The following is a 23225-nucleotide window of genomic DNA, read 5'->3' on the forward strand; positions in this document are numbered from 1 at the left end:
TCTAATACAGACCACAAAAATATGCGTCGTTTAAAATCGGGACACTGTGTTGTGAATATGCAACACAGGCTTTGATGATTAACTACACAACTACCGAATTTATTTTAAATAGTCATATCAGATGGTGTGTGATTTGGGGCACAATATGCGCGTTAATTAACAGAACAAAGGAAATATTCGTGAAAAAATTAGTTGCTGTTCTAGCGCCATTAGCGCTTGTACTTTCTGCATGTGCTGCGACTGGTACAACAGGTACAAGTACATCTACAGGTACAACTTCAGCAAACAGCTTGGCAATGATGGCTGTTAAAGTGGGTGTTCAAGCGAAATGCGTGACTGAGCTAAATAACAACAGCTACTGGAAAACAGGTTCAAAACTATTAACAGAAACTCAAAAATCTGAACTACAAACTGAAGTGTGTTCATGTGTAGGCGAGAAAGCGACAACTAGCGTGACTGCAACGGATTTGGTTGTAGCAGCAATGGATAAAACTTCACAAGCTAATCTTGCAGCTAAAATCGTGACAAATACTTTAAATGCTTGCGTGATCGAAACATTTAAAAACTAAGATTTAGAACATTTTATACGACCCAGACATTGGTATTGCTGAGTATTAGCAAATCCAAATTAAGGGTCGTATTTTATTTTGAGTGAGAGATATATGAAAATTGCTGGTACAGATGAAGCGGGTCGCGGTCCATTGGTGGGTTCGGTTGTTGCGGCAGCTGTCATTTTAGATCCAAATAACCCGATTGAAGGTTTAAACGATTCTAAGAAACTCACTGAAAAAAAACGTGAAAAGTTATTTATTGAGATTCAAGAAAAAGCCTTGGCTTGGGCGATTGCTGAAAGTTCCGCACAAGAAATTGATGAGATCAATATTTTGCAAGCATCATTACTTGCAATGCGTCGTGCAGTGGAAAAACTCAATGTACAGCCAGAACACGTGTTGGTAGATGGTAATAAAGTCCCAGCTGGTTTAGCGATGAGCTGTGATGCTGTGGTAGGCGGAGATGCGATTCATCCAGAGATTTCGGCTGCGAGTATTTTGGCAAAAGTGACTCGAGACCACGAAATGGTTGAGCTAGATGCAAAATATCCACAGTATGGTTTTGCGAAACACAAGGGCTATCCAACCAAAGCGCACTTCGAAGCGATTGCGCAGTATGGGGTGATTGATGAACATCGCCGCAGTTTTGGCCCCGTACGTAAAGTTCTAGAAGGGTAGTAATAAAGCTTAGTTGAACGTCTATAGTAAAAGCATGTTCTAGATAAATTTAAAGCGGCCTAATGAGCCGCTTTATGATTTAAACAACTTAAATCTTAGCGATTATAGTTATTTTGGGAATAATCAGTTTCTTCAAAAGATGGCTGATATTCTTGATCAATGTTTTGGAGATGTTCGTGCATTGCGCGTTCATGTTGAATTCGTTGGTAAATTTCTTCACGATGAACAGATACTTCTTTTGGAGCATTCACGCCAATACGAACCTGATTACCTTTAACACCAAGTACAGTCACGCTAACTTGGTCTCCAATCATTAATGTTTCTCCGACACGACGAGTCAGAATCAGCATGTTTCTCTCCTTGCAAAATGCAAAACCTGCAAATGATCTGTTATGTAAAATTCATAACTTGTAAAAGCAAAAAATTTAGCAGTGCATCTGAAACAATCATTGTGACAGTCGCAAACTGAGTAAATTTTAAAATCCTCAGGTTTAATATAACAGAGCCACTATAAAAAAAACTATAGTGGCTCTGAATTTTTACGATGTTTTTCAAAATCTGTCTAACAATGACAAATTTTGACACACAGCAAGGTTAATTAAGCACGTGCGCTTGATTCACCTGTTTCACGGTCTAGACCGAATGCAGTGTGTAGAGCACGTACAGCAAGCTCTAAGTATTTCTCATCAATAATCACTGAAATTTTGATTTCAGAAGTCGAAATCATCAAAATATTAATGCCTTCTTTTGCAAGAGCAGTAAACATTTTGCTTGCAACACCTGCGTGTGAGCGCATACCAACACCTACAATCGATACTTTTACGATGTCCGCGCGAGTTGCAACTTCACGTGCACCAATTTCTTGTGCAGTCGCTTCAAGAATGGCTTTCGCTTTTGATAATTCACTACGGTTAACTGTAAATGTGAAATCAGTTGTGCCGTCTTCTTCAACGTTTTGGATAATCATATCCACTTCAACATTGGCATCACCAATTGGTGAAAGGATGTTTGAAGCGATACCTGGTTTATCCGGTACACCAAGAATAGTTAATTTAGCTTCATCACGGTTGAACGCGATACCTGAGATGATTGGTTGTTCCATGTTGTCTTCCGCTTCAGTGGTGATTAGTGTCCCGACGTTTTGTTTAAAGTTTTCGTCGAATGCGCCATCATCGTCATTATCAAAACTTGATAATACGCGTAAAGGCACTTGGTATTTACCGGCAAATTCTACAGAACGAATTTGAAGGACTTTAGAACCAAGTGATGCCATTTCAAGCATTTCTTCAAAAGAAATACGATCAACTTTTTTCGCTTTTGGAGCGACACGAGGGTCAGTGGTGTAAACACCATCAACGTCTGTGTAAATCTGACATTCATCAGCTTTAAGTGCGGCGGCCAATGCAACACCCGAAGTGTCAGAACCACCACGACCTAGAGTCGTAGTGTTACCTTCGGCATCAAAGCCTTGGAAACCTGCCACTACAATGACACGTCCAGCGTCAAGGTTTGAAGTCAATACATCCGTATCAATCGCTTCAATACGCGCCTTGGTAAATGCGCTGTCGGTTTTAATACCGACTTGACGGCCTGTAAGTGATTTAGCTTCAACACCAATAGAGTTAAGTGCCATTGCTAACATAGAAATCGTTACCTGTTCACCCGTAGACACCATTTGGTCTAATTCGCGTGGATCAGGGGTTTCGGTAATGGCCTTCGCTAAAGCAAGTAGACGATTGGTTTCGCCACTCATTGCAGATACAACAACCACAACTTTGTGACCGTGATCATGCCAACGCTTTACACGACGAGCAACATTTAAAATGCGCTCTGGAGTACCCATTGAGGTACCGCCATATTTTTGAACGATTAATGCCATAACTATCCTTACCAAGTAAATAAGTCTAAAGACTTAAAGCACTTACACATATTTTAAGACCGCACTTCGGCGCGATTTTAATATACCACGTAGCTTATGAACTCCAAGGTAGGAGGAGTTCAAATAGATACTTTGTGTCTGCAGGGGATTCACATGAACCCAGCCTTTTAGACTCCATTTTCATCATTTAGCCAGAGGTTGAATATTGGTTTCAACATGATGATTGAGTTTGCGCTTTCACGCATCAACAGTGTTTAAGCAGGATCCAGCATTAAAAAACACACTGCTTAAACCTGTTGATTTGCTCAAAGGAGGTGAGTCACTTTGAGCTATAGGACTTTTGGTCTTATTTTGCAGCTAACCATGCAACGAGGTCAGTCATTACCGCTTCAAGTTTGTCGCTATAAGGCGCACCACCTTGAGCCATATCAGGTTTACCACCACCTTTACCGCCAAGTTCTTGACCAAGGTGTTTGATGATGTCACCTGCTTTTACAGCAGCAGTGTATTCTTTAGCAACCGAAGCAATGAGGCTCACTTTGTCGGCATCAACCGCTGCGATCACGATCACAGCATTGTCTAACTTAGATTTCACACCGTCGTGCAAGTTGCGAAGTGATTTCGCATCTACACCTTGAACCGTGGTGATTAATGTTTTACGGCCAGCAATCTCTTGAACTTGACTCAATAACTCAGCGGCTTGGAAGCTTGCCAATTTTTGGTTCAATTGTTCAATTTGTTTTTGCAAGCTAGATGCTGTGTGAGACAAAGCTTCAACTTTTTCTAAAGTTTGATCTTTTTGCGCTTTCAGCAAGTCGTTAATTGCATGAATGTCACGATCTGCTTTTTGCGCAGCTTCAACTGCCTTAGTACCCGTAACGGCTTCAATACGACGTACGCCTGCAGCAACACCGCCTTCAGAAGTGATTTTGAATAGACCAATATCACCGGTGCGTTTTACATGAATACCGCCACAAAGTTCGATAGAGAAGTTTTTCTCATCTTTGGTTGTACCCATTGAAAGTACACGTACTTCGTCACCGTATTTCTCACCGAACAACATCATTGCGCCTTTTTCTTTGGCCGCATCGATGTCTAAAAGTTCAGTTGAAACAGCAGTATTGGCAATCACTTCGGCATTGACAATGCGTTCAATTTCTTGAAGCTGTTCAAATGAAACAGGTTGGTCATTGGCAAAGTCAAAACGTAAAAGTTCGCTTGCAACCAATGAACCTTTTTGCTGTACGTGCGTACCTAAAACTTGGCGAAGTGCTGCATGTAATAGGTGAGTTGCAGAGTGGTTGCGTGAAGTTGCTTCACGGATATCCGCTTTAACAATCGCCTCAACTGCTTGAGCTGCTTTTAAGTTACCCATGGTCACGATGCCTTGGTGTACAAAAGCGCCGCCTGATTTTTTGGTGTCTTGAACTTCAAAAATACCAGTTTCGTTTTTGAAGATACCTGTATCGCCAACTTGACCGCCACTTTCTGCATAGAACGGAGTTTGGTTTATAACGATTAGTGCTTCGTCACCTTCAAAAACTTCATCAACTTGTTCGCCATCTTTGTAGATTGCAACAATTTGACCTTGGCCTTGAGTTGCGTCATAGCCGTCAAATTGAGTCTCGCCTTCAACTTTGACAATTGAGTTGTAGTCGACAGCAAATTTACCAGCATCACGCGCACGTTGACGTTGAGCCGCCATTTCGACTTCGAAACCAGCTTCATCAATGGTTAAATCACGTTCACGTGCAATGTCTGCTGTTAAGTCAGTCGGGAAGCCGTAAGTATCGTAAAGTTTAAATACAGTTTCGCCCGGAATTACTGAACCTTTAAGTTGAGCCAATTCGCCTTCAAGCAATTTCAAACCTTGCTCTAAAGTTTTTGCGAATTGTTCTTCTTCTTTCAAAAGCTGTGCTTCGATACGTGCTTGCTGTGCAGCAAGCTCAGGATAAGCAGCGCCCATCACGTCGATCAGCGGCTGCAACATTTTATGGAAGAATGAACCTGTTGCACCCAATTTGTTACCATGACGTACTGCACGACGGATAATACGGCGAAGTACATAGCCACGGCCTTCGTTAGACGGGTTAACACCGTCTGCAATCAAGAAGCAGCAAGAACGTGCATGGTCAGCCACAACTTTAAGTGAAGCAGGGTATTCAACTGGTTTGTTTTCTGCTTGTGCTTTTGCTTCAAGTTCAGTGGTATCTAAACCAATGATTTCAGCAGCAGCTTTAAGTAGGTTTTGGAATAGGTCAATTTCGTAGTTTGAGTTTACATGCTGTAAAACTGCAGAAATACGCTCAAGGCCCATACCTGTATCTACAGAAGGTGCAGGAAGGGCATGCAGAACACCATCAGCAGTACGGTTGAACTGCATGAATACGTTGTTCCAAATTTCGATGAAACGATCGCCATCTTCTTCAGGAGTGCCCGGTAAGCCGCCCCAAATGTGGTCACCATGGTCAAAGAAGATTTCAGAACATGGACCGCAAGGACCTGTATCGCCCATTGCCCAGAAGTTATCTGAAGCGTATTTTTCGCCTTTGTTGTCACCAATACGGATAATGCGTGAAGCGTCTAGACCAATTTCTTTGTTCCAGATATCAAATGCTTCGTCATCTGTATGGTAAACAGTGGCATAAAGTTTATCTTTTGGCAGACCTAACCATTTTTCGTTGGTTAAGAAATCCCAAGCAAATGTGATGGCATCACGTTTGAAGTAGTCACCAAATGAGAAGTTACCCAACATTTCAAAGAACGTGTGGTGACGTGCTGTATAACCAACGTTGTCTAGGTCGTTGTGTTTACCGCCGGCACGGACACATTTTTGTGAAGATGTAGCACGAACGTAGTCACGTTTTTCAAGACCAAGGAAGCAGTCTTTAAACTGGTTCATACCAGCATTTGTGAACAATAGTGTTGGGTCGTTGGCAGGTACCAGAGAACTCGACGCGACACGTGTATGCCCTTGCGATTCAAAGTAGCTTAAAAAAGCTTCGCGAATTTCAGCTGATGTCATAAAACGAGTACTCACAACCAAGTCTCTCCTAATTTCGATTTGGTAATAGCCTATCAAGCAAGTCTTACAAAATTTTCAAGCTGGCTTGAGATGCTGACATAAAATTTAAAAACGCTAAATTATAACGGAAAAAGGTGTAGTGACCAATGATTTTCGGCTATCTCTATGACTTTTTATATGTTTTAAATTTGGCACCTATATTTTTAGATTTTTAAACCTTTGGAACGCTGAAAGTATTCATTGATTAATCTAGTGAGCGTACTGTTGCGGCGTTTTATTTATATGTCTTGAAAGGTTTTAAAAGTTCAAATTCAACATGTTGATGAATGGTCTACATGAAGGTGTTTTGCATTTATATTTTTCAGTTCATTGGGAAAATTGCATGTTTGCATCCATTTTATTAAGAGTGATTGAACTTGATCTTGGTGCTGTACATGTTTAGTAAAGCTAATATTTGGATCTATACAGGTGCTAAAGTTTTATAAAAATAAAGCCCAATAAGCATTAAACGAATAAATGATAACGTTTTCATGTTGAAATCCATTAACATATAGATGCTTTATTTTTGTTTCAAAACGAAGGATTGGTCATGCAGCGAGTGGCAATTAATGGATTTGGTCGAATCGGACGCAATGTATTACGCGCTTGGTTTGAAAATCCAAAAGAATTTCATTATGAAATTGTTGCCATAAATGATGTCGCTGATGTGGAAACCATGGTGCATTTGTTTAAATACGACACCACGCATGGTCGTTTTGCAGGCCAAGTCGACATTCTTGAACAAGATGGCGCTATTTTTCTAGATATCTCTTGTGCTCAAGCGCATCTCAAAGTGCAAGTTTTAAATGAGGCACAGCCGAGTCTTTTGCCTTGGCAGCAACTGAATGTCGATGTGGTACTCGAATGCACAGGTTTATTTAGATCGCGAGAGGCAGCCACACAGCATATTGGTGCAGGTGCCAAACGTGTGATTATTGGTGCGGCGCCGTTTGATAGTGTTGATGCTGCGATTGTGTATGGTGTTAATCATCATGAAGTCAAAGCGACGGATCAAATTATTTCCAGTGTGTCGTGTACCACGCAGGCTTTGGTGCCTTTAGTCAAAATTATTGATGATGCCTTTGGTATAGAGACAGCACTGATGACTGAGATTCATGCTGTGACTGCGGATCAGTCTGTATTGGATCATGCACATCGTGACTTACGTCGTGCGCGAGCTTCGGGTCAAAATATTATTCCAACGACTTCTTCAGCTCTAGGGGCATTGAAACGGGTGATGCCGAAAATGGAAGATCGAATCGATGGCTATTCGATTCGTGTACCGACGATCAATGTCGCTGCAATCGATTTAAGTTTTGTGTCCCAATCGCTTATCACCAAGCATGAGTTAAATGCAGTGTTAAGCAAAGCTGCACGTTTTGATTATCATGAAATTATGTCAGTAACCGATGAACCTTTGGTCTCAAGTGATTTTAATCATTCACCTTATTCATTGATTGTCGATTTGAATCAAACCATGGTGGTAGGAAAACAAGCAAAAGTCTTCGCATGGTATGACAATGAATGGGGCTATGCGAACCGCTTACTCGATTTATGTGAAAGCTTTCATTCTCTTTAAAAATTCAAACTTATCCGATATAAAAAACATCTACTAGCTTGTAGGTGTTTTTTATTTTCTAAAATTAGATGAAAAATCATGCGTAATGACGTTGATGTATCTCGAAAATATTGAAAAACTTTAAAAAATATTCAAGCACAGCCAATTTATTGTTTAAGATGAAAGTCAAAGAAATATATAAAGAGTATTGAGCATGATGTTGATGTTACTTTGGGGATTTATTTTATTATTGGCGCTGGCGGTTATATTTTTAATTTGGCTACAGTTTAATCGTGACGTATCGCAATCTACCGCGCATGAAACCTTGCCACTTGAAGAAAAAGTGGTGCATTTAGAAGCCAACCTGAAAAAGACCTTGGAAATTATGCAAGATCTTGCAAAGAAAATGCATATCCAGCAAGAAGTTTTAGATCAGACCACACATAAATTACAGCAAGTTGAATTGCAAAATGCAGAGTTGGTAAACCTTTTGGCAAAAGTGGTCAAGACAGATCAAAGCTAATCGAAAAATACAAAAGATTGCCCATACCTCGATATTTGCTGAAAGCATGTAATCTCAAGGTATGGGTATTTTTTTATCCAATAAGATGATTCCCAATATTCATCATCATTGGTTTCAAATCGTAGTTCACGCGTTCTTCAACATATGATTGTATGGGATTAAATCAAAATTTGTCTTAACACGGCTGCTGAAAGCATGCTAATCACAACGGTAGGCAATAATGAAAAACGAGATGCTGCAAATAGAGTAATGGCCATCGCGATCAGATCAGCAGGATTATCTTTAACAAAATAAGGCGCGATCACTGAGATCAACACACAACCGGGAACAACTTCCATAATTTGACGTTGTTTATTGGTGAGGCTGCGGTTTTTCAGTAATATATAACCCAAGATACGGGTTAAGTAAGTGGTTAAGGCAATAAATAGAATCGCGATCAGGGTGCTGGTGTTAATCATGCATCATCTCCAATCAGGAAAAATGCAGAAGCAATACCCGTAATTGCGCCAATCGGAACATACCAGCCCGCAGGGAGATACAAATACGCCAGAGATGCGGCAATCAAACTGACCAGCCATGGACGCGCCGCTTTAAAGCCTTTCCACATGCCACGCAGTAAAACAAGAAATACAGCAGGGAAGGCCATGTCAAAACCAAGTCGACTAATATCGCCAAGTATTGGTCCGATCATTGCCCCTAGCGTGGTAAAGCCAACCCACATCAAATACAAAGCACAGCATAAGCCTGCATAGAACATCAAACTAAAGGCGCGCTGAATTCCCAAGGTTTTGGATTTGTTTTGAGCATCGGCCAAACCTACGGCCCAACTTTCATCGCACATAAAAAATAAAGCGGTATAAACCGTGCGATTCGGGAGATGTCGTAAATACGGGACAAGGCTCGCCCCCATTAATAGGTGCCGACTATTCACTAAAAACGTAATAAACATCAGCATGATGATATTAGGGGGATTGGTCCAAACTTCTAAAATGGCAAATTCAGAACCACCAGCAAAGTTAAGACCAGTCAAAAGCGGAACTTCTAAACTAGAAAAGCCTTTATGTGTTGCCTGAGCACCCAAAACTAATGCAAAAGGAATAATGCCCAGCAGCATTGGAATAGATGTTTTTAGACCTCGTTTAAACTCAATAGAATGCTCTGAATGGGGATGATTGAGTGTACTTTGTCTAAACATCAACATGACGTTTTCCATGAAGCGAGATCGAAAGCAATATTTTATGGATATCTGAGCAGCATTTGGCAGCTATTTTATGAAAGATTGCTTTTATTGTGCAATGAAATTGCTAAAATGAAGATTATTGTGAAATTTAGTGCCTTTGTTGATGGATCAGATAGATAAACGCATTTTGCAAGCATTACAGCAAAATGGAAAACTACAAAATAATGAATTGGCCCAACTTGTTGGTTTATCTCCTTCGCCATGTTTGAGACGGGTTAAGCAACTAGAAGATGAAGGCTATATTGAGAAATATGTGGCTTTACTGAACCAGCCAAAATTGAATTTAAGTTTAACGGTGTTTGCGCGGATTTGGCTAAAAGGTCAAGATGCAAAAACCGTGAATGATTTCGTTGCAGCCATTCAAACGATGCCTGAAGTGGTGGAGTGTCAACTCATGGCAGGGGATTGTGACTTTTTCTTACGTATCGTCGTGGCAGATTTAGAAGCCTATCGAAAGTTTCAGATTCATCATTTAACGCAGATCGCCAGTGTGCAAAATGTAAAAACAGAGATACCGTTACAGGCCGTTAAACAAACTACAGCGCTTCCATTGGATTGATGTTCGTGTCTTAAATTAAGTTATTGAGCCTGATCATATTTATAACTTTGTTTAAAACTTCATCTATAGAAAGTAGGATGCTTATTATTTTTTATCAAATGGTTAAAAAATAACGTTCACAGAATTTTAAAATATAAGCATAAACATTGATTTAGTTGTAAAAGTTAAAGCTGTTGATGAAGTAATGAATGCTGAAGCATCTTTTATGAAAAAGTCGTGTGCAAGCGTAAAACTATCGTGCTAAACTAGGAGAAATCGGGTGTGCTCCCGATTTTTTTATGCGGATTTGTTCCGCGCTGACAAGAATTTAGGTTTACAACATGCCCATTTCAGAGACATGGTTATTACCTGATGGTGTAGCTGATGTACTGCCAGAACAGGCGCAAGTGATTGAATCTTTGCGTCGTGAAGCATTAGATTTCCTCGCATCTCGAGGTTATCAGTTGGTGTACACGCCATTCATTGAATACATCGAATCTCTATCTTCTCTTTCAGAATCGAATCAAGATTTAGACTTAGCCACTTTTAAAGTGATCGATCAACTTTCAGGTCGTTTGCTTGGTGTGCGTGCCGATATGACACCACAAGTGGCTCGTATTGATGCGCATGTACATCCTGTCGAAGGTGTAGCTCGTTATTGCTACGCTGGTACAGTACTACATACTAAGCCACAGGGTTTTAATACCACACGTGCACCTTTACAGTTAGGTGCAGAATTATTTGGTTCAGACAGCATTGATGCTGACGTTGAACTGATTGATGTCATGATCAACTTGCTTGCTAAAGCAGGTCATGCAGATGGTATCCATCTTGATTTAGGGCATGTCGGTTTATTCCGTAGCATGGTAAAACAAGCTGGCTTGAGCAAAGCGGTTGAACGTCAGTTATCTGACTTGTATCAACGTAAAGCTCTACCTGAACTTGCTGAATTCACACAAAGCATTCCAAATGGTGCTGACTTCTATACATTAGGTCGTTTTGCAAGTGACTTAGATGCACTGCAAGCCAATTTAACGGCTGATGTATTGGCAAATGAAGCATTTAAACTGGCTTTTGATGCAGTGAAATCGACTCAAGCGGCAATTCAGGTGCGTTGGCCAGAACTACATATTGGTATCGATGTTGTAGAACTTCGTTCATACCATTATCACACTGGTTTAATGTATGCCGTATATGCACCAAACCGTGCTGCGCCATTGGCTCAAGGCGGTCGCTATGACGGTATTGGTGAACACTTCGGTCGCGCGCGTCCAGCGACAGGTTTCTCTTGTGATCTATATGCATTAACTGCAGGTCAAGTTCAGAAAAACCAAGTTTTGGTTGCACCAAAAGGCATCGAAGCAGATTTATTAAAGGCAATTGAAGCAGCACGTACCGAAGGATTCAGTGTTGTTCAATTGTTAGGTAATGATGATTTAAGCTCAGCACCGTATGCAACGCACCAGTTGGTGAATGCAAATGGCGAGTGGACAATCAAACAAATTTAATCTCGGATGTGCCTGCGGGCACACACGTTTTTTCCAATTTTAACAGCATGATGCAATGAGGCTATTATGGGCAAGAATGTTGTGGTACTTGGTACCCAATGGGGCGACGAAGGTAAAGGTAAGATCGTCGACCTGCTCACAGATCAAGCGGCTGCGGTAGTTCGCTATCAAGGCGGACACAACGCAGGTCATACACTTGTGGTTGGTGGTAAGAAAACTGTTTTACACCTCATTCCATCTGGTATTTTACGTGACAACGTATTGTGCTTAATTGGTAATGGTGTTGTTTTATCACCTGAAGCTTTAATCCACGAAATGGAAGTTTTAGAAAAAGAAGGCGTGCCTGTACGTGAACGTCTACGTATTTCTCCAAACTGTCCGTTGATCCTTCCACACCATATCGCCCTTGACCAAGCACGTGAGAAAAAACGTGGCAATGCGAAAATTGGTACAACAGGTCGTGGTATCGGTCCTGCATACGAAGACAAAGTGGCTCGTCGTGCAATCCGTGTTGCTGACTTGGTTCGTGGTGGTGCTCATCTTAAAGCTCAACTAGAAGAGCTTCTTGAATACCATAACTTCCAATTGACTCAATTCTTCGGTGTTGAAGCCGTTAAAGTTGAAGATGTAATCGCTCTATGTGACGAATGGCGTAAAGTCATCGAACCTATGGTGATGGACGTGACTGGCGAACTTCATGCTTACCGTAAAGCAGGTAAGAAAATCATGTTTGAAGGCGCGCAAGGTTCACTTCTTGACGTTGACCACGGTACATATCCGTATGTTACATCTTCAAATACAACTGCTGGTGGCGTAAGCTCAGGTTCAGGTCTTGGTCCATTACACCTTGACTATGTATTGGGTATTACTAAAGCGTACACAACTCGTGTAGGTGCTGGTCCGTTCCCAACTGAACTTGTTTATGATGCTGCTAACGATGTTGGTGATGCAATCGGTAAACACTTGGGTACTGTCGGTTCTGAGTTTGGGGCGTCTACAGGCCGTCAACGTCGCTGTGGTTGGTTCGATGCTGAAATTCTACGTCGTTCAGTAGAAGTAAACTCACTTTCTGGTATTTGCTTAACTAAATTAGACGTTCTAGATGGTTTAGAAGAAGTGAAAATCTGTGTAGGTTACGAAGCAGCTGATTCTGGTTGTGTAGGTTCTTCTGATGCGCTTGCATTTGAAACTTTAAAACCAATCTACGAAACCATGCCAGGTTGGTCTGAGTCTACTTTCGGTGCGAAATCACTAGATCAATTGCCACAAAATGCAATTAACTACGTGAAACGTTTAGAGCAATTGATTGAATGTCCAATCGACATCATTTCAACTGGTCCAGACCGTGATGAAACAATCGTATTACGTCATCCATTCGACGCATAATGTGCTGTTGAATTAAGATGTAAAAGCCTCGCGAAAGCGGGGCTTTTTTATATAGCGAAGAACATAACTTCAAAAAACGGCATGTATTATAAACTGATAGTACTCAGTAACATCCGAAGTGCCATTTGATTAAAATAAAAGAATGATAAGCGGTAAGGTCATCCGCAAGTGTTTGAGACAGGACTACTTTTTATTAAAAATGTTTTTGCAATACTGTGAATATTTTTACACTAGTGAATGAGTTTTGTCGGTGAGGTGCATTGCACCGCAAGATGGTTTCCTTGCGAAGCACGTTTCTCATTTTGCCTAATGAGAAACATTGTTTCATGTGTGTACCTCCAGCCGAAGGCTAATCCCTTTATTTAAACCCTAGATGTAAGACTCCGTCGAATATACTTAAAAGTATTTAAAAAATGTGAAATTATTTTTACGGGGTAACATCAGATATTAAATTTAAATAATGGAAAAATAAAGATTTTGAAAAAAATAAGCATAAAAATATTGAGTCAGTCAATTTTTTGTATATATTTGACACTCTTTATAAATAACTAGAGATCATGATGAATTATAAAAAATCTTTGGCATGCTTTGCCGTAGCAGCTTCTTTGTCTGGTTGTACCACAATTGCTGATCTTGCAGGTGCTGATTCTGCATCTTTGAACTTACAGGCAACACAGTCTTATAACGCAATGCTGAAAGACGCACAGACCAAACAAGTGCTCGATACCAAGTCTGCGACTTATCAAAAAGTAAACCGTGTTTTCTGGAAAATGAAACCATTTGCAGATCAGATGAATCAAACGGGTCAGGCTTTTGATTGGAAAGTTGCCGTAATCAAGTCTAAAGAAATCAATGCCTATGTTGCACCCGGCGGGAAAGTTGTTTTCTATACAGGAATCGTCGAAACCCTCAAACTCACGGATGATGAAGTCGCAGCAATCATGGGTCACGAAATGGTTCATGCTTTAGAAGAACATGCAAAAAATAAAATTGGCGCTTCAGCACTGACCAATCTTGCAGTGAGTATAGGTTCACAATACGTAGGTAATGCAGCAGGTGGCTATGGTGCAACCTTGCTTGACTTGGGGAGTCAATTTGGTGTGGGCTTGCCGTATTCACGTAATTTGGAAAGTCGCGCGGATAAAGGTGGCCTAGTGATGATGGCAAAGGCTGGATACAATCCAGAAGCGGCGATCTCGTTGTGGAAAAAAATGAATGCAAATGACAACAGTGGCAATGATGCACTGAGCAAATTTATGTCTACACACCCAAGCAATAATGACCGTATTGCTGCTATGCAAAAAATGATGCCAGAAGCACAGCAATATTATAAAAATGCGACACCTTCGAGTGTACGTCGTTAATATCGGCTGTTTTCAAGACTAAAGTTGCATTTTAGTACGCTATACACATTGTGTTGAGTTGCTAAAATGCAATTTGAATTAGGAAGAGAAGTGCAGGATGCAAAAGAATATTTCGACCACCATTTTTTATTCTTTATTATTTGCGATGGGGGGAGCACCCACTATTGCTATGATGATCATTCGTGCCCAAACTCAAGATCCACAATTAATTTATCAAGCCCTGATTGGGTTGTCGGTGATTATTGCCTGTATTCTTGTGCCCATAGCTTTGATACAAAATGCTGTCCTATTTTTTAAGCGAAAAAATGTGCAGTTAGAAGAAAAAATTAAGCCATTAATGCATGTGTATTTGGGCTTGAATGTGGTTTGTTTAATCTATTGGTTGGTTCTTCAATTTTCAGCTTAAAAAAATTACATAAATACTATTATAAGTCGCTATAACTTCGTTTTAAGCTCCAAACCATAAGAATATAATATCCATAAATTCACTTATATTTTAATGGTCTGGAGTATCCTTAATGAAAAAAATAATTCTAACGAGCCTGTGTATGGCCGGTGTAATGACGATTTCGGGCTGTGCGACAGTGGCAGATATGGCAGGAGCGGATACTGCTACATTGAACGCGCAAGCAACACAAAGTTATAACAAAATGGTGACAGATGCGCGTTCTAAAAATCAGCTCGATACCTCTTCGAGTACATATAAGCGCATTAATACTGTATTCCAAAAACTGCGTCCTTATGCAGACCAAATGAACCAAACGGGTCAAGCGTTCCAATGGCAATTGGCGGTTATGAAATCTGATCAAGTCAATGCCTTTGTAGCTCCAGGCGGTAAAGTTGTATTTTATACAGGTATCGTCAATAAACTAAATTTAACTGATGCAGAAATTGCAGCGGTTATGGGACATGAAATGGTCCATGCTCTTGAAGAACATGCAAAAAGTAAATTGGGTGCTCAAGCCTTAACGGATCTTGCGCTGAATATTGGTTTAAGTGCCGCAGGCAATAATGTCGGTCAATTGGGCACTGCTGCTGCGCAGTTAGGTAGTCAAATCGGTATAGGGTTACCGTATTCACGTTCTCTGGAAAGCCGTGCTGACCAAGGTGGTTTAATGTTAATGGCACGTGCAGGTTATAACCCACAAGCGGCGATTACGCTTTGGGAAAAAATGAATAAGCTTGAAGGTGCGGGAGGTTCATCATTCTTATCAACGCATCCATCAAACTCACAACGTATTGAAGCGATGCGTAAAAATCTACCTGCAGCGCAGCAGATTTATAACCAACGTCGTTAATTCATAAGAATTAATTATCCGTTTTAAAAAAGCAGGCCGTGGCCTGCTTTTTTGTATTTAATAGTTTGAAAAGTTCTTATATGGCATACCTATATCAGGCGCATTAAAAAAGGCAAAGTAAAAACTTTGCCTTTTTGCACTAGAGATCAGAAGATCTTAGTGGTGGTGACCGCCTGCACCGTGTACGTGACCGTGTTCAAGTTCTTCAGCAGAAGCCTCACGGATTTCAACGATTTCAACTTCGAAAGTTAAATCTTGACCAGCAAGTGGAAAGTTCGCATCAACAACAACGTTGTCGCCTTCAACCGCTTTAACTGTCACGATTTGAACGCCGTCATCAGTTTGAGCTTGGAATTGCATACCTGGTTGGATGTTGTCCACGCCTTGGAACATTTGAGCAGGAACTTCTTGAACGAGATCAGGATTGTATTCGCCATAACCTTCAGCAGCAGGTACAGTTACAGTGAATTTTTCACCAACTGTTTTGCCTAAAAGAGCTTTTTCAAGACCTGGAATGATGTTACCAGCGCCGTGCAAATATGCTAGTGGCTCACCTTGAGATTGGTCGAGAGTTTCACCCTCTGCATTAGTCAATGTGTAGTGGAAAGAAACCACAGAGTTATTTGCAATAGCAGTCATGTTATTGATCCATTCAATTTTTTAAGGGTTACATCATAAAGTGAAATTGCACTTTTGTAGACTAAATTTATCAAAAAAATGCAATTTTTAAATGCTTATGATGCTTTTTTCATTAATCGGGGCAAATCTGTAAATTTCAATGCAATTTAATTTTAGGCGCAATTTTTCGTGTAACAAAATCTTTAGCCGTTAATAGTCCTGCATGTGCATAGCCGTAAATTGTAGCTTGATGCAGTCGATATAATGAAACATACATTGATTTGGCAACAAAGCCTTGAACATTAACCTGACCTAAAAGTTCACCTACTGCTTTATGTTTACTTAATGAGACTAAGGAACCTTTGTCTGAAAATACGAACATCGGGAGTTGCTGACCACGGATACGCGCCTTTAAGCAATCCACGAGAAATGACGCTTGTTGGCTAGCAACTTGAGCGCGTGGGCCGAGGACAGGCTCATCTGCACGCGGTTGGCAATGTGCACAATCACCAAACGCGAAAATATCTGGGTGTGCCTTAGTTTGTAGTGTTGCATATACACTCAAACGCCCCATACGGTCTTTTTCAAAGCCTTCAAGCTTCGAAATTACTTCTGGTGTTTTAATGCCTGCTGCCCAAACCTTCAGTTCAGCTTTAATTTTACTGCCATCATTAAAATAAACATGTTCAGCATCGACTTTTTCCACACGTTTAGAGGTTAAGACCTCAATTTTCATGCGTTGTAATTGCTGCTGTGCATGCTCGGCCATTTTTTCAGGGAGTGCAGGCAGAATCCGATCAGCACCTTCAATCAAATTGATCTGTACGCTTTGAGGATGAATTTTATTTAAACCATATTTATAAAAATTATTTTTGGCTTCAACCAATTCTGCTGAAAGTTCAACCCCCGTTGCACCTGCGCCAATAATGGCAATTTTCAACTCACGTGCTGTATTGCTATTTTGCGCATCCAAATACAACTGTAAGAGATCTTGTTGGAAGATTTCAGCTTGTTGTAGGCTGTCTAAATAGTGGCAATGTTCATACACGCCTGGTGTATTAAAATCGTTGGAAACTGAGCCTAAAGCAAGAACAAGGGTGTCATAACTCAGTTGCAGTTGTTCTTGAGTAGATTCATATTTACCTTGTTGGACTTTGCTAAGCTGAATGGTTTTTTCAGTAGGATGAACATTTTCAAACTTAGCCAAGACAAATTCATAATGATGCTTCGCAGCATGTGCATAGTAGTTAATTTCTTCTTCACTAACCGACATCGTCCCTGCGGCAATTTCATGTAAAAGGGGTTTCCAGACATGCGTGAGTTTCATATCTACGAGGGTAATGCGTGCTTTCTTTTTTTTCCCGAGTAAATCACCGAGTTGAGTGACCAGTTCTAAACCACCGGCACCACCACCGACAATGACAATATGGTGTAACTTGGAGTCATCAGCGTTATTCATTGAATTACCTATTTTATTATTGTTGAAAAAAAGAAGATGGCACGAGTATGCCATCTTCTTTTTTGCACGAATAACGAATTGTCTTACAAGTTACATAATCACATCATTGACCTAGAGGGTAGGTTTTAACTTCTGCTGCATCCGTATTAAAGATGCTAAAAAGACCTTTGATCCACATCATGAAACGCTCAAAAATATTGGCTTCTTCAATTTGCACGTCATCTTCAATATCAAAGGTATTGATCAGCTGATTATTTTGATAAACCGTAACGGTGGCTAATTTCATCACTTCAGCCAAAGGCGCAGTGAGTTCTTTTTCATTCACTTCAACACTCAGTTTGGTCTGTGTTTCATGAAGTGGTTCAATGGCTTGAATTTGACCATTGCCGGTATTTAAAAGAATACGTTGCTGCATAGGGTCAAACGCTTTTAAATCGATGGCATAAGCTTGATCATAAAGTGAAGTAGTAATCAGCTTAGGTTGTTGAGTTTCTACCTTAAATATTTTCAAGGTTGATTTAACCACAGGTAATTCTGCAATTAATTGCTTATCTTTGATTGCAACTTCATTACGTGTATAGGTATAAGCCAAGTTCATGAGGTTGTGTGCTACTTCTGCACGTTTTAATCCACTTTTTGCCCCTAATACCACAACAATCAAACGACGTTCTGGCGCGTCAGGATTCGCGATCAAACGGTTGGCTGTTAAAGCTAAATTATAACCTGCAGCTTTAGTAAAACCTGTTTTTAAACCATCCACAGTAGGATCTTGTTTGAGTAAAATATTAGTTGCATGGTGGAAACGGTGATTATAACTAAAACTTTGTTGTTTAGAATAATTCAAATAGTCAGGTGTTTCGGTAACAAGTGCTTGCCCTAAACGTGCAAGGTCAGCCGCCGATGAATAATGTTCTGGCATGGTAATACCGGCTGGATTTTGAAAATTGGTATCATTCATGCCCAAAGCTTTAGCTTCTTTGTTCATGCGTTCAATAAATTTTGGAATATCACCAGAAATGCGTTCAGCTAAAGTCACAGCGGCATCATTGGCAGACATGACCACAAGACCTGCCAAAAGCTGATCAACTGAAATTTGTTCACCTGCTTTGAGATACATTTGTGATTCATCCCATTGAACCACTTGCACGACTGGGGTGGCGGTCAGGATTTCATTTTTCTTTAAATGACCTGCTTTAATTTCCTTTAAAGCAATATAAGCCACCATCATTTTGGTAAGTGAAGCAGGAGCACGTTGAACATGGCTATTATGTTCTGCAATCACCTGACCCGACTGAGGGTCTAAAATGGTCCAAGCTTCAGCTTCCACGGTTTCAGGGACAATATTTAAAAGGGCAGCATTTGCTATCGTGGAGCATAGAAAACTAAGCAGCGCGATGAGGTAGATCACGTGTTTCAATGAGGTTCCTTAACCAACCATTCCGTTGGTGGTAAAACGAAAAAATTTTTAGGCATGCTATGCCTTTTTTTTTCTGCTGACTAGTCATAATTGTAGACAATTGCGACAGTTCCGCATTCAGTTGTAAAAAATGTTAATCTAATTGATAAGTTATCTTTTACTAATTTTATATCGCCCATTATGTTGCATTATCAAATCGAATTTGACGATTATCGTCAGCATCTAGTCCATGTCACTGCACGTTTCTTGGCAAATCCAACACAGGTGCTTTCTTTGCCAACTTGGATTCCCGGAAGTTACTTAATCCGAGAATTTTCGAAGCATATCGAAGCTGTTCGAGCTTATGATGAAGATGGGCGTTTGTTACAAATTGAGAAATTTGAAAAAAATAAATGGCGCTTATTCAATACAGATCATGAGTTGATCACGGTTGAATATGATGTATATGCCTTCGATTTGTCGGTCCGTGGTGCATATGTTGATCAAAGCCGTTTATACGTCAATCCAGCTTGCGCATGTTTAGGTTTAGTTGACCAAGAACATACAGCTATTGAGATTGAAGTATTCTTGCCACCAGAGTTAAAACATTTCCAACTTGCGACTGGATTGAAGTCAAAAAGTTTAGTGAAAGGTCGTTATACCTTGTATGCTGATAACTATGCTCAGTTAATTGATGCACCGTTTGAATTGGCGGAACAAACCCGTTTTAGTTTTGAAGCCAACGGCATTCCACACGAATTTGTGGTTTCGGGCAAACATGCTATGAACGCGCAGCGTATGCAGCAAGACATCGAAAAAATTTGTTCGACAGAAATTTCCATGTTTGGTTCAGCACCATTTAAAGACTATACCTTTATGACCATGGCAACGGCCAATAGCTATGGTGGTTTAGAGCATCCAAATAGTACAAGTTTAATTAGCCCGCGTGATGATTTGCCAAAAGCCAATGAACCTGTAGAGCCATCGGCAGATTATCAACGTTTCTTAGGGTTATGCAGCCATGAATATTTCCACTCATGGTTGGTAAAATTTATCCGTCCAGAAAACTTTGTGAATTATGATTTGAACAAAGAAGGCTACACTTCTTTGCTTTGGATTTTTGAAGGTTTTACATCGTATTATGATGATTTGATTTTACTGCGTAGCGGTGTGATTAATCAGGATTCTTATATCAAGCTTTTAAAAGCACAAATAGATCGCTATTTGCAAAATCCGGGTCGTGAAATTCAAACCGTTGCTGAGTCAAGCTTTGATGCGTGGGTGAAATTCTACCGTCAGGATGAAAACTCAAATAATGCAGGTACCAGTTACTATAATAAAGGCTGCCTCGTGGCGCTGTGTTTAGACCTTGGCTTACGCCTACGTGGTTCAAGTCTTGATGCCTTAATGCGTAAGCTATATGAAAATGCACAAAACGGCATTCAAGTGAATGAACGGACTATTTTCAATTTATGCAATGAATTGACGGGTGATGATTGGTTAGAACAAATCAATCATTTGATTAATACTACGAATGAATTGCCGTTAGACCAGTTGTTCCCAGAGTTTGGCTTGAGCTATACGCTAAAAAATGACAAATCATTGCCATTTGGTCTAAAACTGGCTGATAAGCCTGAAGGTGTGTTGGTTCAGTCTGCTCGTCGTGATGGTGCAGCGGCAAAAGCTGGCTTGTCTGCAAATGATGTGATTATTGCAATTGATGGTTTAAAAGCGACGGTTAAATTGGCAGAAAAATATGCCAAGCAAGACGGTACTTATACCGTACTAGCATTTCGCCGCGATGAACTGATGAGCTTTGAAGTGAAAGCGGCAGGTTCAGAATTAACTGAAGTTGAACTTAAAGTGGAAGATCAGGCTAAAGCGGAGAAGTGGTTGAAGGCTTAATGCAAATCTAATTAACTTGTTAGATAAAACCCATACACTCGTATGGGTTTTATTGTTGAAATTCTAATTGATTAGTATCTTGTCGGCATTTATTCTTGCCCATAGTCATTAAAACATTCATGTACTGAACGTATTAAATTACTTTAAAAGTTTGAGCTTTAATTTCTATCGAATAAAATTTTTAATTAATAGATAACAGCTTTTTTTGCATGACATTTATAAAAACTCAGTTCTTGAGATTTTGCCCTCAAATCTTCTGCAAGTTGTTGAGTCACGATTTGTTCAATATGTTGAGCATTTAATTTTGGCTTGATATATGCAGCTTCAGTAATCTGCCCAATAGTTTTACGTTGTATTAATTCGAGATCTAAATAATTTTGAATAATTTCATCTTTTTCAGAATATTCACGACAAACTGAAATAACAATGCGACCGGTTTGGATTGATTCGGATAACATCGTTGCACTATCTTCAGTAACAAAAATATATTCACTTCGCTTTAACACATCGCAAATAGAAGTTTTAGAACAAGTATTCACAAGCTCAATATTTTTATCTTTTAACATTTGAATCACATGTTCTGATAACGCAGGTGTTCTACGAGAACATACGACTGACGCCTGAATTTGATGGTGATCTGCGAATTGAACAAATTGCTGAATCATCTCTTCAAAGTCTTGATGGGTAAAAGGGTACTCTTTTGTCGGTCCACCAATTAACAGGCATGCTTCATGATTCGACGGAATATGCGCTAAGCGAGTAATTTTAGAAGGTACAGCACCTGTAGGAATAATGATTTGTCTACCAGAATGATCTTCTGGAATCGTCGTAATAGTCCAATCAATAAGTCGCCAATTAAATTTACGTGTACCGCCTGCATAAATAAGTGGGATATTGAAACGTTGAGATAAATAAGCGGCATAAATTAAATTAGGCATACCTGAACAGACGATAACGTCGGTATGCTCTAAATTTCTTGGTAAGAATTTAAAGTATAAACGCCCGAGCGTGCGAAACAAATTCGGGAAATTAGACAGTTTCTTAAAAACGCTCACTGTACGCTTAGGTAAAGTAGGAATTGCAAACTGCTCAGATTGTAGATAAAAGCGCTTCTCAATCATTTCACTCACAGCGAGAGCAGGATTTAAATGTCCAATTCGGTTGTCATGAATAATTAATACTTTGCTTCTATTGTGTGTAGATGTGCTGCTCATTTTTGAAGTTCAAATAATCAACGTTTATATTGTTATAACTTATTATAGTGTCGAAATATGAAAATAATCTTAAATAATTGTTAGGTTTATAAAAAAATGTAAAGGCCTACGTAGATTGTAGGCCATTTTTGAAGCTTTTTATCAACGTCCGTTACGACCGCGGCCACGAGGGGCTTTAGTATTCGGACGAGTTGTGCCATTGGTACGGCGTTTGGGTTTTTCGCTCTCATCCATTTGCCAGATACGTTTTGTACCTGACTTTTTCACTGAGCCATCTTTATTCTTACGAACCATTGGCTTACCACCTGTACCGCCTGGTTTTTTCACATAAGAGCGCGAACGGTAAGGTTCTTCTGCAGGTACATTTTGAAAGTCAGGGTACAGTAAAGGCTCAATTTCTTTGGTTTCACCTGGTTCTAAACCCAATTGAACTAAATCGATGGCACCAATACGTGTACGAATTAAACGTAAAGTCGGGAAACCTACTGCTGAAGTCATACGACGAACTTGACGGTTACGACCTTCGCAAATTTGGATTTCAACCCAAGAGGTTGGAATGTTTGCACGGAAACGTACAGGAGGATCACGATCCCATAACCATTCTGGCTGTTGCACTTTAATGGCTTTGGCTGGCAAAGTCATACCATCTTTTAGCTCAACGCCTTTACGTAATTGTTCAAGCGCTTCTTCTGTGATGTCGCCATCGACTTGCACTAAGTAGGTTTTGAACTTTTTATTTTCAGGATTGGTGATGTACTGATTTAAACCACCATGATCGGTTAAAAATACCAAACCTTCGGAGTCCATATCTAAACGACCTGCAATACGTAGACTAGGATCGTCCACGAAGTCAGATATGGTCATATGCGCTTCGTCTTTACGGAATTGGGAGAGCACGTCATATGGCTTGTTTAAGATGACAATTTTCATACTAAATATCTAAAATATAAAGAGTAAATAAAATAGGGTGTGAATGTTACCCGTTTAATTACCCGTTTTAAGAGAGTTAGGCCCAATAATAAAAAACAAAGCCCACGAATATGTGG

21 protein-coding genes are annotated in these 23225 nt (G+C 40.1%); 11 read left to right on the forward strand and 10 right to left on the reverse strand.

Annotated features, from left to right (window positions below):
* Window positions 1-179: 179 nt before the first annotated feature.
* Together FTU02_RS00165 and rnhB are read left to right on the forward strand one after the other, a co-directional pair.
* Window positions 180-569: a hypothetical protein gene (locus tag FTU02_RS00165; RefSeq protein ID WP_078189082.1), complete on the forward strand. Its 390-nt coding sequence runs from the start codon at window positions 180-182 to the stop codon at window positions 567-569.
* A gap of 93 nt (window positions 570-662) precedes the next feature.
* Complete coding sequence (rnhB, locus tag FTU02_RS00170; RefSeq protein WP_180155142.1) at window positions 663-1229, forward strand: ribonuclease HII; 567 nt, start codon at window positions 663-665, stop codon at window positions 1227-1229.
* 95 nt (window positions 1230-1324) lie between these two features.
* On the opposite strand, the gene csrA is transcribed toward rnhB, so the two are convergent.
* The 3 genes from csrA to alaS all read right to left on the reverse strand — a co-directional run bounded on the left by csrA (window position 1325) and on the right by alaS (window position 6148).
* A complete protein-coding gene (gene csrA / locus FTU02_RS00175; RefSeq protein ID WP_078189080.1) occupies window positions 1325-1579 on the reverse strand; it encodes a carbon storage regulator CsrA in 255 nt (84 codons plus the stop codon).
* Window positions 1580-1827: 248 nt separating this feature from the next.
* Complete coding sequence (locus FTU02_RS00180; RefSeq protein WP_078194395.1) at window positions 1828-3108, reverse strand: aspartate kinase; 1281 nt, start codon at window positions 3106-3108, stop codon at window positions 1828-1830.
* Window positions 3109-3454: 346 nt separating this feature from the next.
* Complete coding sequence (alaS, locus tag FTU02_RS00185; protein WP_180155144.1) at window positions 3455-6148, reverse strand: alanine--tRNA ligase; 2694 nt, start codon at window positions 6146-6148, stop codon at window positions 3455-3457.
* A 574-nt stretch (window positions 6149-6722) separates the two neighbouring features.
* On the opposite strand from alaS, the gene FTU02_RS00190 reads away from it, so the two are divergent.
* On the forward strand, window positions 6723-7751 hold the full coding sequence (locus tag FTU02_RS00190; RefSeq protein WP_180155146.1) for a type I glyceraldehyde-3-phosphate dehydrogenase: 1029 nt from the start codon (window positions 6723-6725) through the stop codon (window positions 7749-7751).
* A 199-nt stretch (window positions 7752-7950) separates the two neighbouring features.
* A complete protein-coding gene (locus tag FTU02_RS00195; protein ID WP_078189224.1) occupies window positions 7951-8253 on the forward strand; it encodes a hypothetical protein in 303 nt (100 codons plus the stop codon).
* Window positions 8254-8411: 158 nt separating this feature from the next.
* Here FTU02_RS00195 and FTU02_RS00200 read toward each other — a convergent pair whose 3' ends face one another.
* Both FTU02_RS00200 and FTU02_RS00205 read right to left on the reverse strand, forming a co-directional pair.
* The gene (locus tag FTU02_RS00200; protein WP_180155148.1) at window positions 8412-8711 is read right to left on the reverse strand and encodes an AzlD family protein; all 300 of its coding nucleotides are present in this window, start codon (window positions 8709-8711) and stop codon (window positions 8412-8414) included.
* Window positions 8708-9454, reverse strand: a complete 747-nt coding sequence (locus FTU02_RS00205; RefSeq protein ID WP_180155150.1) for an AzlC family ABC transporter permease — start codon at window positions 9452-9454, stop codon at window positions 8708-8710. Before FTU02_RS00205 ends, FTU02_RS00200 begins: the two co-directional genes overlap by 4 nt.
* 142 nt (window positions 9455-9596) lie before the next feature.
* Between FTU02_RS00205 and FTU02_RS00210 the strand changes: the two genes are divergently transcribed.
* From FTU02_RS00210 to FTU02_RS00235, 6 genes are all read left to right on the forward strand, one after another.
* Window positions 9597-10052: an Lrp/AsnC family transcriptional regulator gene (locus FTU02_RS00210; RefSeq protein ID WP_180155152.1), complete on the forward strand. Its 456-nt coding sequence runs from the start codon at window positions 9597-9599 to the stop codon at window positions 10050-10052.
* A gap of 320 nt (window positions 10053-10372) precedes the next feature.
* Window positions 10373-11539, forward strand: coding sequence for an ATP phosphoribosyltransferase regulatory subunit (locus FTU02_RS00215; protein WP_180155154.1), 1167 nt, complete (start codon window positions 10373-10375; stop codon window positions 11537-11539).
* A 66-nt stretch (window positions 11540-11605) separates the two neighbouring features.
* Window positions 11606-12925 (forward strand): adenylosuccinate synthase, encoded by a 1320-nt coding sequence (locus FTU02_RS00220; protein WP_078189071.1) that lies wholly within the window; start codon window positions 11606-11608, stop codon window positions 12923-12925.
* Between the two features lie 560 nt (window positions 12926-13485).
* On the forward strand, window positions 13486-14289 hold the full coding sequence (locus FTU02_RS00225) for a M48 family metallopeptidase (protein ID WP_078194387.1): 804 nt from the start codon (window positions 13486-13488) through the stop codon (window positions 14287-14289).
* Window positions 14290-14386: 97 nt separating this feature from the next.
* Window positions 14387-14695, forward strand: coding sequence for a hypothetical protein (locus tag FTU02_RS00230; RefSeq protein ID WP_180155156.1), 309 nt, complete (start codon window positions 14387-14389; stop codon window positions 14693-14695).
* Window positions 14696-14807: 112 nt separating this feature from the next.
* Complete coding sequence (locus tag FTU02_RS00235; RefSeq protein ID WP_078194384.1) at window positions 14808-15587, forward strand: M48 family metallopeptidase; 780 nt, start codon at window positions 14808-14810, stop codon at window positions 15585-15587.
* Window positions 15588-15743: 156 nt separating this feature from the next.
* Here the strand turns inward: FTU02_RS00235 and FTU02_RS00240 are convergent, their stop codons facing one another.
* The 3 genes from FTU02_RS00240 to FTU02_RS00250 form a co-directional block, all read right to left on the reverse strand.
* Window positions 15744-16226: a peptidylprolyl isomerase gene (locus tag FTU02_RS00240; protein WP_078194383.1), complete on the reverse strand. Its 483-nt coding sequence runs from the start codon at window positions 16224-16226 to the stop codon at window positions 15744-15746.
* 136 nt (window positions 16227-16362) lie between these two features.
* Window positions 16363-17664 (reverse strand): NAD(P)/FAD-dependent oxidoreductase, encoded by a 1302-nt coding sequence (locus tag FTU02_RS00245; RefSeq protein WP_180155157.1) that lies wholly within the window; start codon window positions 17662-17664, stop codon window positions 16363-16365.
* 103 nt (window positions 17665-17767) lie between these two features.
* On the reverse strand, window positions 17768-19081 hold the full coding sequence (locus FTU02_RS00250) for a D-alanyl-D-alanine carboxypeptidase PBP6B (protein ID WP_180155160.1): 1314 nt from the start codon (window positions 19079-19081) through the stop codon (window positions 17768-17770).
* A 180-nt stretch (window positions 19082-19261) separates the two neighbouring features.
* On the opposite strand from FTU02_RS00250, the gene FTU02_RS00255 reads away from it, so the two are divergent.
* Window positions 19262-20965, forward strand: a complete 1704-nt coding sequence (locus FTU02_RS00255; protein ID WP_180155163.1) for a M61 family metallopeptidase — start codon at window positions 19262-19264, stop codon at window positions 20963-20965.
* Window positions 20966-21150: 185 nt separating this feature from the next.
* Here the strand turns inward: FTU02_RS00255 and FTU02_RS00260 are convergent, their stop codons facing one another.
* On the reverse strand, window positions 21151-22179 hold the full coding sequence (locus tag FTU02_RS00260) for an ELM1/GtrOC1 family putative glycosyltransferase (protein ID WP_078194377.1): 1029 nt from the start codon (window positions 22177-22179) through the stop codon (window positions 21151-21153).
* Window positions 22180-22320: 141 nt separating this feature from the next.
* Window positions 22321-23109, reverse strand: a complete 789-nt coding sequence (locus FTU02_RS00265) for an rRNA large subunit pseudouridine synthase E (RefSeq protein ID WP_078194376.1) — start codon at window positions 23107-23109, stop codon at window positions 22321-22323.
* Between the last annotated feature and the right edge of the window lie 116 nt (window positions 23110-23225).

This window comes from Acinetobacter sp. YH12045 (genome assembly GCF_013419925.1).
Lineage (GTDB): Bacteria > Pseudomonadota > Gammaproteobacteria > Pseudomonadales > Moraxellaceae > Acinetobacter > Acinetobacter amyesii.